The sequence below is a fragment of the Microcystis sp. M53603_WE2 genome (assembly GCF_030065435.1).
Map to the genome: position 1 here is coordinate 1 of NZ_JASJFF010000039.1, position 12,348 is coordinate 12,348.

Annotated in this window: 14 protein-coding genes and 1 pseudogene; 11 read left to right on the plus strand and 4 right to left on the minus strand. The window is 42.0% G+C overall.

The window, feature by feature from the left end; all coding sequences use genetic code 11:
- Together mutL and PX481_RS00925 are read right to left on the minus strand one after the other, a co-directional pair.
- Positions 1-394: DNA mismatch repair endonuclease MutL (gene mutL, locus PX481_RS00920; RefSeq protein WP_288093170.1), on the minus strand; the 394-nt coding region annotated here is incomplete at its 3' end.
- Positions 395-406: 12 nt separating this feature from the next.
- The gene (locus PX481_RS00925) at positions 407-535 is read right to left on the minus strand and encodes an element excision factor XisI family protein (protein ID WP_004159297.1); all 129 of its coding nucleotides are present in this window, start codon (positions 533-535) and stop codon (positions 407-409) included.
- Positions 536-768: 233 nt separating this feature from the next.
- Here PX481_RS00925 and PX481_RS00930 point away from each other — a divergent pair, with 233 nt between their 5' ends.
- The 10 genes from PX481_RS00930 to PX481_RS00975 all read left to right on the plus strand — a co-directional run bounded on the left by PX481_RS00930 (position 769) and on the right by PX481_RS00975 (position 10,104).
- Positions 769-1,086: a DUF4164 domain-containing protein gene (locus PX481_RS00930; protein ID WP_125730659.1), complete on the plus strand. Its 318-nt coding sequence runs from the start codon at positions 769-771 to the stop codon at positions 1,084-1,086.
- Positions 1,087-1,469: 383 nt separating this feature from the next.
- A complete protein-coding gene (locus tag PX481_RS00935; protein WP_002781201.1) occupies positions 1,470-1,694 on the plus strand; it encodes a Calvin cycle protein CP12 in 225 nt (74 codons plus the stop codon).
- 175 nt (positions 1,695-1,869) lie between these two features.
- Positions 1,870-2,460: a DUF3177 family protein gene (locus tag PX481_RS00940; RefSeq protein ID WP_004162903.1), complete on the plus strand. Its 591-nt coding sequence runs from the start codon at positions 1,870-1,872 to the stop codon at positions 2,458-2,460.
- Between the two features lie 35 nt (positions 2,461-2,495).
- Complete coding sequence (locus PX481_RS00945) at positions 2,496-2,780, plus strand: DUF7734 family protein (protein WP_004159286.1); 285 nt, start codon at positions 2,496-2,498, stop codon at positions 2,778-2,780.
- Between the two features lie 229 nt (positions 2,781-3,009).
- A complete protein-coding gene (egtD, locus tag PX481_RS00950; RefSeq protein ID WP_288093177.1) occupies positions 3,010-4,020 on the plus strand; it encodes an L-histidine N(alpha)-methyltransferase in 1,011 nt (336 codons plus the stop codon).
- A gap of 40 nt (positions 4,021-4,060) precedes the next feature.
- Positions 4,061-5,416, plus strand: coding sequence for a 5-histidylcysteine sulfoxide synthase (gene ovoA / locus PX481_RS00955; RefSeq protein ID WP_288093180.1), 1,356 nt, complete (start codon positions 4,061-4,063; stop codon positions 5,414-5,416).
- 264 nt (positions 5,417-5,680) lie between these two features.
- Positions 5,681-6,115 (plus strand): VOC family protein, encoded by a 435-nt coding sequence (locus tag PX481_RS00960; RefSeq protein ID WP_288093189.1) that lies wholly within the window; start codon positions 5,681-5,683, stop codon positions 6,113-6,115.
- Positions 6,116-6,250: 135 nt separating this feature from the next.
- Positions 6,251-8,029: a S8 family peptidase gene (locus PX481_RS00965; RefSeq protein ID WP_288093183.1), complete on the plus strand. Its 1,779-nt coding sequence runs from the start codon at positions 6,251-6,253 to the stop codon at positions 8,027-8,029.
- 250 nt (positions 8,030-8,279) lie between these two features.
- Positions 8,280-8,828 carry a response regulator gene (locus PX481_RS00970; protein WP_002758146.1) on the plus strand — a complete coding sequence of 183 codons (549 nt, stop codon included), beginning with the start codon at positions 8,280-8,282 and terminating at the stop codon, positions 8,826-8,828.
- A gap of 496 nt (positions 8,829-9,324) precedes the next feature.
- Complete coding sequence (locus PX481_RS00975) at positions 9,325-10,104, plus strand: DUF1350 family protein (RefSeq protein WP_002758145.1); 780 nt, start codon at positions 9,325-9,327, stop codon at positions 10,102-10,104.
- On the opposite strand, the gene PX481_RS00980 is transcribed toward PX481_RS00975, so the two are convergent.
- Complete coding sequence (locus PX481_RS00980) at positions 10,101-10,814, minus strand: Uma2 family endonuclease (RefSeq protein WP_002758144.1); 714 nt, start codon at positions 10,812-10,814, stop codon at positions 10,101-10,103. The genes PX481_RS00975 and PX481_RS00980 overlap by 4 nt on opposite strands.
- Positions 10,815-11,023: 209 nt before the next feature.
- Between PX481_RS00980 and PX481_RS00985 the strand changes: the two genes are divergently transcribed.
- Complete coding sequence (locus PX481_RS00985; RefSeq protein ID WP_288026317.1) at positions 11,024-11,938, plus strand: hypothetical protein; 915 nt, start codon at positions 11,024-11,026, stop codon at positions 11,936-11,938.
- 162 nt (positions 11,939-12,100) lie between these two features.
- Here PX481_RS00985 and PX481_RS00990 read toward each other — a convergent pair.
- Positions 12,101-12,348: pseudogene (locus tag PX481_RS00990) on the minus strand (polysaccharide deacetylase family protein); the annotation flags it as partial.

Sequence of the window (12,348 nt, forward strand, 5' to 3'; positions counted from 1 at the left end):
CCGGCTCGCCTTGGTGATTGTAAAGACAATAACAACCTAAATCATCGTCATGGCGACTGGCAACCCGCAGATGCGCCACCTGTGCGATACTGTGCAAAGCTTCACCACGGAATCCGAGACTGGTAATCTGCCAAAGATCGTCCCGTTGGCGGATTTTGCTGGTACTGTGGGCATAGCTACACAGTTGCAAATCTTCTCTAGACATTCCCCTGCCGTTATCCGATACTTGTATTCGCCAGTTTTGGGGAGATATATCGATGGTAATCCTATCTGCCCCCGCATCAATGGCATTTTCGACTAATTCTCGCACCACAGCGCCTAAAGAGTCGATTACCTCTCCTGCGGCAATTAAATCGATTACGTCTTGGGGTAAAACTTGTATGGGCAAGGTCATCAATTAATGGTTTTAGCCAAGGGCAAACTCGGTATATTGTCGCACAGGGGGCCCATGGTAAGCTAAAACGATGTCTTGTTTGGGGACTCCCCTAGCTACCAATTTATCAGCGATCGCTGCTGCCGTGCCGTCCTGCTGCACCCAGATTTTATTACTAATAATATCAACGGGAATTATACAGCCATAAATGCCCGTGCTGCTGTCCCCGTAACCGAATCAAAAAATGTTTCGGTTTTGACGGGATCACTAGGCTCTCTCAGTAGGGAATCTGATTTTTGTGAATTACTGTTTGAAAGAGTCCCCGACCGAGAAAATATTGATAGAGTATTGATTAGGAGACTAGGAAAAATTCAACTTTAAGAGGATTGTCACTGATGACAGCAGTTACCGAGAATGATCTGAAAAGGTTAGAAGATTTAATCGTTAGCGGACAGAAAGCGATCGAATCCCGACTAACAGCGATCGAGTCCCGACTGACAAACCTAGAAAATGGACAGAAGGCGATCGAGAACAGTTTAGGAGAAATTAAAGGGGATATTAAGGCCTTAGATGCCAAAGTTACGGGACTAGAAAAGCGGGTTGACGATCTCAACGCACGAGTCAACATTACCACCATTGGATTCCTTAGCATTGTCGGCATTTTGGTGACAGGAATGCTGACTATTGCCAGCAAAACAGTCTTTTTCCCCTAGTCCCTAGAATGATACTAAATCCTGTGTAAAAGGTATAGGAGAGTAGGTGAGTGCCAAAGCACTGGAGCGTGGAAAAACAATCGATAACTTGGCAGTTAATCAGACTATTAAAAACGGATTTGGTGTAAGACGGCCTAAATAAGTCGATATATGGTTCTGCTCGCTGTCTATGCCGGGGAGAAATCCCTCTGGCATTTCTCCAGTGCGGAATGTAGGCTAAAAATTGGCCCAGTCAGGAAATCTTGATGTTAAATTCCCCAAAAATTGCGCTAGGATCGGCTTCATAGCACAGGAAAGGCGATCGAGTGGGATAACCGATCCTGTGGCTTGAGAAGGTGACTGTATAATTGTTAGAGTGTCAATAGATCAATTCCAGAGGAATCATGAGCAATATCCAAGATAAAATTCAAGAAGAGCTAGAAAACGCCAGAGCCGTCTGTAGTACGGAAGGTGCCACCTCTGGCGAATGCGCCGCCGCTTGGGATGCGGTGGAAGAATTACAAGCAGAAGCCGCTCACCAACGTCAGGACCACCCCCAAAAAACCTACTTCGAAAATTATTGTGATTCTAATCCCGATGCCGCCGAGTGTCGCATTTATGAAGATTAATGCAGTCAGGCAGCGGTTTTTTCTCTCCTCACAGTAGAATCCTAGCTTTAGGGCGATCTCAGCTATAAAGGGATCGCCCCTCGTTTTTTTGTTTGTTGGTCAAGCTGTGGCCGATTTTGGCTCCTGCGTCCGAAGACAGTAAAATATTGACAGTGTAATTATGTCTGAATAGTTTATGAATCAACTTTGGTTTCGTCCTCTCGTTTGGATAGATTATCGTTTAGCCGTCCTATTTACGGTGATTATTCCGGCAATTTTGTTAATTTGGTCTTTATTTGCAAAAATCGAATCATTACAAAAATTGTTGATTATCTATTGGCGAGTGGCTAGTCTTTTATTAATTACTGTATATTTAATGATCGCTTCCTGGCCGATTGGTTTTGTTACCAGTTTTTTAGCTAAGATTTTAATCCCGATTTCCCTCTGGTTTTGGGTGGACATTAACGATGAAATTAAAGATTTACCCTCCAGTCCAATTAAATTTGTCACCACTGCTTGGCGTTGGGCAGTAACGATTTATTGTCCTTTGGGCGCAATTTCTACCTTACCTTTTCTCTCCTGTGCTATGTCAGGGGAATTGCTAAATTCTCCCTATTGTCAAGTTTGGCAGGAAGCACCTTGGCAGTTTCGCGAGATTTTTCATTCAGAAGCTACCGCTAATGTTTTGGGCTTTTTTGGTTTAGTTGGTCTCTCTTTTTATACTCTCTATTTTGCCCATTTTCTTCTTATTCGCCTTGGCAAACAGGGACGTTCAGCTTTACAATAGGAGGTCTTTAGCTATCGATAATTAGCCATTTTTCTATGAATATTGGTAAACAACTCGAACAATACACCCTCAAAAATCCCCAAGAGGTTTTATTAGTGACTATTGCTGTGGATGGGGAGGAGGAAGAAATCTCTATTTTTAAAGGTTTTTCTAGTTCCCTTACCCGCAGCACCCCCTACGATCCCGATATTCCGATCATTCCTGAAACTGCTAGAGTTATTAAGATAGATCGTCTTGCTAGTCCTTATCATCCCCTTAATCCTCGCTATATCCAAGAAAATCTTACCTTAGAGGAAATGCAATCTTTACTGATTAATTGAAACGGTAATTTTGCTTGGATAATATCAGCACCCATCTCGATGGATTTAACAGCTTTTATTTACCATCCATAAACTTTGTCTATCTAGACAAGAGGTAAATTTTGCGGCGTTTTAGTGGTAAAATTACCAAAGAACAATAATCGCTGCCAGTATTCAAGCTGTCAAAGTGGATTTCATCCTCGGCATTGATCGAGAACAATCAAAAAACTGGAGAATAATCGGAGAATCTATGCAACTTAACCCACCTAACCAAGAACTATTACAAATTGAGTATTTAGTTACCTCTGCCACCGGTCAAAATATGGTTAAAGACGAGGGAAAAGATGTGATTAAAGGATTAACTAAAACCCCCAAAAGTTTACCATCTAAATATTTTTATGATCGGCAAGGTTCCCAACTTTTTGAAGCAATCTGTCAATTACCAGAATACTATCCCACTAGGACAGAAGCCGCTATTCTCCAAGAATATGCTCAAGAAATTGTCGCCTATACAGGTCCCTGCGAATTGATAGAATTAGGTAGTGGTAGTTCCACGAAAACTCGTCTGTTATTGGACGCTTATTATCGGCAACAAAAATCCTCTAAATATGTACCTATCGATGTTAGTGAAACTATTCTCAAAGCTAGTGCCATAGAATTACAAAAAGAATATCCTAATTTACCCATTCAGGGGTTAATTGGAACCTACGAACAGGCCTTAGCTTATTATCAAAACACTTCCTATAATACCAGAATGATTTTTTTCTTGGGAAGTTCTATCGGTAATTTTTCTGCATCTGAATGTGATAAATTCTTAGAAGAAATTGCCACTGTCCTAAAAGCTGGAGATTATTTTTTATTAGGGATTGATCTCCAAAAACCAGCGGCAATTCTAGAAGCAGCTTATAATGATGCCCAAGGGGTGACAGCAGCTTTTAATTTAAATATGCTTTCCCATTTAAATTGGCGTTTTCAAGCTGATTTTAACCTTGATTTATTTAGTCATCAAGCTATCTATAATCAAGACAAATCCCAAATTGAAATGTATTTAATTTGTCAAAAAACTCACCATGTTCATCTTAAAAAACTCGATTTAACAGTTAATTTTCAAGCATCAGAAAGTATTTTGACAGAAATTTCGCGTAAATTTAACCTAGAAACTATGGAAAAAGACCTAGAATCAAAGGGATTAAAACCGCTTAGGGTTTTCACCGATCCTGAAAATTTATTCGGGTTAATTCTCTGTCATTTATACCTGTAAATAACGAAAACATTATCATCAGTAATAGAGGCATAAAAACATGGAAAAGATTCAAGCACAGGCTCCTATATCTCTAAATAACTGTAGTCGAGAAAATCTACTGGACTATTTTGAAAATGCTTGGCAATTAGAAGATATGCTGTTAAAAAGCATCATCAAAGAAGAAGCTTTTTATTGTAACCCTGACGATTTAAGAAATCCCCTCATTTTTTATTTAGGTCATGCTGCCGCTTTTTATCTTAATAAATTGCAGCTGGTTAACCTATTAAAAAAAAGCCCTAATCCTGACTACGAATTATTGTTTGGAGTGGGAGTAGATCCGGCAACTCCCGCAGAATTAAACTCTGCTATCGCCCATATTCAGTGGCCCGGGGTGGCTAAGGTTTGGGAATATCGGCAACAAGTCTATGAAATTGTGGTCGAAATAATTAAAAATACCCCCCTTAATCTTCCTATTCATCCTCAGCATTCTCTCTGGTCATTAATGATGGGAATTGAGCATCAGCGTGTTCACTTTGAAACATCTTCAATGTTACTCAGACAACTGCCCTTAGAGCATCTGCAACGTCCTTCAGGTTGGCATTATGCCCCTGCTTTTGGTCAAGCTAGTCCTAATCAAATGGTGGCGGTTTCTGGGGGAATAGTAGAAATTGGTAAACCCCAAGATTCTCCTGTTTATGGTTGGGACAACGAGTATGGTTATCGCCAAGTTCAAGTTAACAATTTTCTGGTGAGTAAATATATGATTACCAACGGAGAATTTAAAGAATTTGTCCATAATGGTGGCTACGAAAATCCCAGTTATTGGGATGAAGAAGCTTGGCAATGGAAAAATCATTATCGAGTCAAATATCCTAAATTTTGGCTGGTAGATGAGCGAGGAAATTATCAATATCGAGCCATGTTTGATGCTCTCGATTTACCTCTTGATTGGCCGGTAGAAGTGAACTATTATGAAGCGATCGCTTACTGTCGTTTTCAAGGTCAAGGAATACGTTTAATGACGGAAGCTGAGTGGAATTTAGTCACCTATGGCAGTCAAAAAAATCGATGTTATACCCTAGAAAACGATAAATTTGATGACTATAACCTCAATTTAAAATTCTGTTCTCCCACTCCCGTGGGAATGTTAAAAAATACGGGCAATAACTCAGAAATTTATGACTTACGCGGTAACGTCTGGGAATGGCTAGAAGATGATTTTAATCCCTTAACTGACTTTCAACCCCATTACCTCTATGCTGACAATTCCACTCCTTTCTTTAATAGTCAACATAAAATGATGTTAGGAGGAGCTTGGGTGACTAACGGCACAGAAATCCTACCCTACTATCGCAATTGGTTTCGCCGGAATTTTTATCAACACGCTGGTTTTAGAATCGCGCAAAGTCTTTAGGTAGGGTGTGGGGTGTAGGGTGTGGGGTGTAGGGTGTGGGGTTTTATCGATTTTCAGGGAAAAAGTGCCTAAAATTTCCCTGCGATTACTCTAAGAGTCGGCACTTTTTGATGTCAAAAAAGCCTAAAGATATTATTCAACAAGGTTTTTTAGATTTATGCAGGCAACCCTAGGTAATTGCCAATTTCAAGAAAAATTTTTCGGAAAAGTCGTCCCTCGATCGCTACAATAGAACCTAGTAGAGCGCGGATAAAATCGATCACCATGAATCAACCTGCAATTTTTCATCTCGCTATTCCGATTACCGATGTGTCCAGTGCTAAAAGCTTTTACTGTGATGGTTTAGGTTGTTTAGCGGGAAGGGAAACCGAGAAAGCGATTATCTTAAATTTCTCCGGTCATCAGGTAGTCGCTCACGTCACCGAAATGCCTCTTACTCCCCAAAATAGCATTTATCCTCGCCATTTTGGTCTAATTCTGCCGGATGCCAGCGATTGGGACAATCTTCTCGCACAAGCGCGAGTCAATCAACTAAAATTTTATCTAGAACCAAAAACTCGCTTTACTGGGGAGATAACCGAACATAAAACCTTTTTCCTGGAGGATCCTTTCTATAATCTCCTGGAATTTAAACATTATCGCCACTACGAAGCTATTTTTGCCAGTCGGGAATTAACAGCGATCGGCGATCGAGCTTAAAATAAACAACAGGTGACTTTTTTGTAACTGGTTAGTCCTCTCCTCAATCGAGACAAAAATAGGGGAACTTCGCTCAGATTTTCTCATCAAAACTAAAAAAACCTTGGCTGGCAATGATCAATTCTTAGGAAATCTATGAAAAAACTTTTATTGTTAACCCTATTCATTATCGGTCTAGGATTTGCTCTCTTTAACTTTACTGGATTAGCAAATCGTGGCGAATATCAATCAATTTTGATCGACTTTAAAGACGATATACCCGTCAGCGTCCTCGATGAGCAGTTAAATGCTATCAACAAAAAAGCGGGAAAAACCACCAGTTTAAATAGTATTTTTTCCATCGATGAACATCTTTACATTATCGATGGAGATAGCAAACTCCTGAAAAATCTCCGCAATTCCGACCTAAAAAAATACACCGAATCGATCGAACCCGATTATATTTATCATGCTTTTATCGCCCCCAATGACCCCGACTATAGCAAACAGTGGAACCTGAGGGGAATTAACATCGAACGCGCTTGGGAAGAAAATCACGGTGAAGGGATCACCGTCGCCGTTATTGATACAGGTGTATCAAAAGTTCCCGATCTGCGAGAAACCGAGTTTGTCGAAGGCTACGACTTCGTCAACGATCGCAGCAATGCCGAGGACGATAACGGTCACGGAACCCATGTAGCGGGAACAATTGCCCAATCGACCAATAATAACTACGGGGTAGCCGGCATCGCCTACAAAGCCAAAATTATGCCCCTCAAGGTGCTTTCCGGGACGGGTGGGGGAACCGTGGGAGATATTGCCGAAGCGATCCGTTTTGCCGTCGATAATAAAGCCGATGTCATCAATATGAGTTTAGGGGGTGGAGGGGAAACCCAAGTAATGAAAGAGGCGATCGAATATGCCTATAGTAAGGGTGTGGTAATCGTCGCCGCTGCCGGTAATGCCGATGATAATTCCGCCGCCTATCCCGCCCGTTTTCCGCACGTTATCGGCGTTTCTGCGGTAGATGCCTCCGGAAATAAGGCCCCCTATTCTAATTTCGGAGCCGGAATCGATATTGCTGCCCCCGGCGGCTCCGATACGGGTAAAATTATCCAAGAAACCATCGATCCCGCTAAGGGGGGGGAACCGGCGTTCCTCGGTTTTCAGGGAACCAGCATGGCAGCCCCTCACGTTGCTGGGGTGGTAGCTTTAATCAAAGCTGCGGGAATTAAAGAACCCAGTGCAGTTTTAGAGGTTTTGCAACAGTCGGCCCGTAAGATCAAGGATGATCCCTTTAATCATTTTGGCGCCGGACAATTAGACGCGGGCAATGCTCTACAATTGGCCCTAAAAGGACAGATTACTTTCCGGGATTTTTGGCGTTGGTTGCGCGATAACGGTTATCTCAATCCCCGTTTCTGGATTGATGGCGGCGCGGTGGCGGTTTTGCCCAAAATGGCCATGGTTTTGGGTTCTTATCTTCTTGCTTGGTGGCTAAGAAGTTATTTTCCCTTCTCCTGGAACGGATTTTTGAATGCTGGTCTAATTTTTGGCAGTTCTGGCTTATTTTTCCTCAGAGGTCTTTATATCTTCGATTTACCTCAATGGCCTTTCCGAGTGATGGGGAGTTCTCTTTCAGACCTAGGAGGTGTTATTCAGGGAAGTTCTGCCCTTAATCCGCTTTTTGCCAGTGTTATCCTGCCCTTTGTCCTGATTGCTCTGCTTTTGGGTCATCCCCGTGCAAAATGGTTAGCGGTGGGGGTATCTTTAGCTATGGCGGTGACTTTAGGTATCAGTGCTGTTATCCATCCTACTCTGATCTGGTTAGGTTCTGGTACGATCGCTCAGGCATTTTTGGGCGTAAATGCGCTTTTATGTCTCGGTTTAGGTTATTTAGCCCTAAAAAGTGCTACTTCCTCCCGATACGCTTAAACAGGGGTTACAATGGGACAATAAGGGTGATTTACCGATAAAAACCTCTTTGGTTTTGGTATCTTCCTTTTGTTTTGCATTGAGTTCTCCTACAACAGCAGCCTCGGACATTAACCGAGGTTTTTTCTTTATGGTGTATGTTAGTTTCTAAGGGTTTTTTGGGAATCCCCAATCCCTATCTCGAAAGTTTCCCCCAATACCCCCTCGAATCATCGAGTTTATCTATTGTCTCTTTTCTAAGGTGTCTATCGTGTCAAATCATAAAATTCTCGTTATCGATGACAGTAAAGTGATCAGGATGCACGTTCGCGATATGTTACCAGAGGGTAACTTTGAATTTCTCGAAGCTAAAGACGGATTAGAGGGTTATAATCTCATCCGTACCGAAAACCCGAATTTGATTATTTTGGACTTCCTTCTCCCGAAAATGAGCGGTTGGGAGGTGTTTCAGCAAATCCAAACCGAAGATAATCTCAAAAGTATCCCCCTAGTGTTAATGTCGGGACGGAAAGAGGAGGTAGTAGAGAAAATCCCCGAACCTTTCCAGCATTTTGCCTTTATTGAGAAGCCTTTCGACCAAAAACAATTGGTACAAGCGATTAAAGAAGCGAGGGCTAAGGCCAAACAATATTCCCCCAAACCAACAGTTTTTAGCCCGAAACTAGAGGAACTCACCGGGGATTATAGCACCGATATTCAGACTCTCCAGTCCCAAATTGCCCAAATGCAAACAGAAATGGAAACTATGAAGAAACAAATGTCTCAATTAGTGGCTTTTATTAAGAAAAAACTGGCCTAGAACTATTCATCCCGATTTTTGATGACTTGGGCAAGCAGTTATCCTTATCTGGCGGTGCCAATCTCTGGCTAATCTCCTATCCCTTTTAAACAGGATTTAGGATAATATGAAGTAGTCTTTATTTGGTGAGTGACTAATACTAAATCCGTTGAGTATAGGCTACTTATAGAGGGGAGGCAAAAGGCAACAGGCAAAAGGCAAAAGGGGAAATAAATAATCAGTTTTTAATAACCAGATTTAGTATTAATTCACTGATAACTAGGGCTTGCTGAATAATGGTAAAACCCTTTTAAAATAAGGCTTTTGACCTGTTAAAATCCGATGTTCATGCTGCGAAAATAGGATTGGGACATTCAAAAACCTTGCATTATTCTTGATGCAGTACATAAGTTGGTACAAAAAGAAGGATAACAAAGCCTGAAACGACTGGCTACTGACGACCGACGACCGACTCCTAACCCCACCAATAGACTTTTTAAGCAAACCCTAACTAATTATGAATTGGCAAGAAATAGCAGGTAATTGGGTTTTTCTCCCCCGTCGTCCCCGGGGTATCATTCACTTTTTAGGGGGGGCATTTGTGGCGGCGGCCCCGAATATTACCTATCGTTGGTTATTAGAAAGTCTTGGGAATTCAGGATACGCTATTGTTGCTACTCCCTTTGTTAATACCCTCGATCATAAATCGATCGCCCGCACAGTTTTAAACCGTTTTGATAATATTATTGAACGTCTGCGCTGGAATCATAGTCTGCCCCAAGGTTATCTCCCCATCTACGGATTGGGTCACAGTATGGGGTGTAAACTACATTTATTAATCGGTAGTCTCTACGAAGTGGAACGGGCGGGAAATATCCTCATTTCCTTTAATAATTATCCCATTCGTCGAGCTATTCCCTTTATTGAACCTTTGCAAATTGACACCACTTTTAACCTCGAATTTACCCCTTCCCCCGAAGAAACAAACGAGTTAATTTTCCAAGATTATGCCATTCGTCGCAATCTTTTAATCCGTTTTCAAGACGACACGATCGATCAATCTCTGGTATTAAATCCCCTGCTAAAAAAACGCTTTAATGATTTAATTGCCCTGCGAACTCTCCCGGGCAATCATCTCACTCCCTTGAGTCAAGATGTCAGTTGGCAAACCGGAGAAGTATTCACTCCCCTCGATGCGATCGGCCAATGGTTAAAACAGGGACTTGCCCGGGATAATTCCCGTCTCAAAGATGAGATTCTCCAGTGGTTAAATCCCGTCCTTCCCGCCTCTCGTTAGCTTTCCTCTAGATTAATCCCCAGGGCCCGTAATTGCGCCTCTAAGCAGGCTAATTTTGCCTCAGCTTCCCGGGCCCGTTGACGTTCCTGTTGGGCTTGCTGTTCGGCGGCATTGGCTCGTTGTTCGGCTAATTCAGCTTTTTGCTTGATTTCTAGGGTGGTCAAAAACCGCGAGCCATCGGGATAAAAAATAGCTAACTGGGGACTCTCCAGTTGAAAACGAATCTGTAGAAGCGGACTCTGCCAATTATCGATCGCGGGAATCATCTCCAATTGATCACCCCTTCGCCACCAACCCTGTAGATAATTAGCATCGGGATCATAGAGATAATATTCTTCTACGCCAAAACGCTGATAAAATTGCCATTTTCGGCGCATTTCCGCTTTAGTGTTGCCTGGAGAGAGAATTTCAAAGACCACCTGCGGCGCAATCTGGTTTTCTAACCATTGCTTATAGGAACCTCGATCGCCCTTGGGTCTGCCAAACACCACCATAGCATCCGGCGCTTGACAGGTTTTATTATCCCCCTCGACCGGATACCACAACAGATCGCCGGCGATAAACACATTGTCATTGTCTGCGAATAAACATTCGAGATTTTCCTTGATCGTCACAATCCAGCGAAACTGTTTGGTATTATCGGCCATCGGTTTACCATCACTATCGGGATAGATAATCTCCGACCCAGAGAAACATATCGCCTTGATCATCGTTCTACTCCCTAGCGTAATAACTATAACTAGAGATTATGACATCAACAAAGGGAGAATTGATAGCGGCAGTGTTAGAACAAGTAACAAATAAGATGGGAACTCCTCGACAAATAGTGTCCGACCACGGCAGGGATTTATACAGAGGAATCCAATTATATTAGGAGAAAAATCCAGAAGTTGCTCACACTTATGAGGTAACTCATCAGATGGCATTGATTTTAAAGTCAGAACTGGAAAAAGATGAACAATATCAGTCATTTGTCAAAAAATGTCATCAGTGTCGTCAAGAGATACAACAAACCGAATTATTGTTTTTTATGCCGCCTTGTCAACGGACAAAATCTCGTTATTTTAACTTAGATAGTCTCATATATTGGGCAGATAAAGTCTTAAAATATAAAAAAAAGCAAGACTTTAGCTTGATTGATAAACGCCAGGAAATAGACAGGGTCAATTTAGTCGATTTGTTGTTGATTCTGGATCAGGAAAAAATCAAAAGCTTATCTTTTTTACCCGTGAAAAACTATAGCAGTCAAGAAAAATTAAACTCGGCCTTATATCAGCATTTTGGTGAAACGATAAGCGAAGAAGAGAAAGAAAGCATTCTTCGGGTCGCAGATAAAGGTAGAAGAAGATTTCAAGACAAGTTGGACTGGCTCCTAGACTATCAAGATTCTCTCCCTGTCTGGGCTACCATCTTGGCTATGACCCGAAGTCTTGAAGCTCAAATCAAACATCAGGGGTTAACTCAAACATCTTTATCTCAATGGGATAAGCTTTTTCCCCAGTCTTCCCTTCCCGAAAATCTTATCCCTATTTACCAGAAAATACAGCGTTATTTGTTAGAACAAACTTCTACTATCCCAGAAGGTGAGATATTTCTGGGAACTTCCGATGTCATTGAATCTATCTTTGGTAAGTATAAGCTTTTTTCGCAAAGATGTCCTATAAACGAACTGGGGGTTATGGTTTTAACAATAGTGCTAGTAACTACCGATTTCACTGTCAATTTGATTAAAGAGGCGTTGGAAACTATCAGGTCGAAGGATGTTAATATTTGGCAAGAGCAAGTTTTTGGACAATCCACTCTTTCTAAAAGAAAAGTTGTTTTTTCCTCCTGACAAATTTTGACAGAAAAAGTGCATGATTTATTTTCCTTGATTTTCCCGTATATTCAACACCCTACCCTTGCCGCCCCGACGTCGGGGGGGCAAGGGTAGGGTGGGGGAGATTCAGCTAATCTAAGGATAGGCGGTTAAAATGCGTCTTAGCTTAGTGCTAACCTAACTCCCCGCAGCACAGGAATCGGCGAAAATTACACAGGGAATCCCCACATGACTAATGGGAACAATATAGGTTTCTGTGGGGGGAAATAAAGCGACAACGTGGGGAACGGGACGGGGAGTATAATGCAGTTGCGATTGACCTTGATAAGCGAGGGAGGTGCTTGCTCCTGAGTCTAACATCACTGCGTCCCGAAAACCTGCCTGTACTAATAATTCTCCCAAAGCCATCGAATCGATCGGCTCTC

Bases quoted from the DNA above. Each gene is read 5' to 3' on its own strand.
- PX481_RS00930 (WP_125730659.1), top strand. From the start codon at position 769: ATGACAGCAGTTACCGAGAATGATCTGAAAAGGTTAGAAGATTTAATC.
- PX481_RS00935 (WP_002781201.1), top strand. From the start codon at position 1,470: ATGAGCAATATCCAAGATAAAATTCAAGAAGAGCTAGAAAACGCCAGA.
- PX481_RS00940 (WP_004162903.1), top strand. From the start codon at position 1,870: ATGAATCAACTTTGGTTTCGTCCTCTCGTTTGGATAGATTATCGTTTA.
- PX481_RS00945 (WP_004159286.1), top strand. From the start codon at position 2,496: ATGAATATTGGTAAACAACTCGAACAATACACCCTCAAAAATCCCCAA.
- egtD (WP_288093177.1), top strand. From the start codon at position 3,010: ATGCAACTTAACCCACCTAACCAAGAACTATTACAAATTGAGTATTTA.
- ovoA (WP_288093180.1), top strand. From the start codon at position 4,061: ATGGAAAAGATTCAAGCACAGGCTCCTATATCTCTAAATAACTGTAGT.
- PX481_RS00960 (WP_288093189.1), top strand. From the start codon at position 5,681: ATGAATCAACCTGCAATTTTTCATCTCGCTATTCCGATTACCGATGTG.
- PX481_RS00965 (WP_288093183.1), top strand. From the start codon at position 6,251: ATGAAAAAACTTTTATTGTTAACCCTATTCATTATCGGTCTAGGATTT.
- PX481_RS00975 (WP_002758145.1), top strand. From the start codon at position 9,325: ATGAATTGGCAAGAAATAGCAGGTAATTGGGTTTTTCTCCCCCGTCGT.
- PX481_RS00980 (WP_002758144.1), bottom strand. From the start codon at position 10,814: ATGATCAAGGCGATATGTTTCTCTGGGTCGGAGATTATCTATCCCGAT.
- PX481_RS00985 (WP_288026317.1), top strand. From the start codon at position 11,024: ATGGCATTGATTTTAAAGTCAGAACTGGAAAAAGATGAACAATATCAG.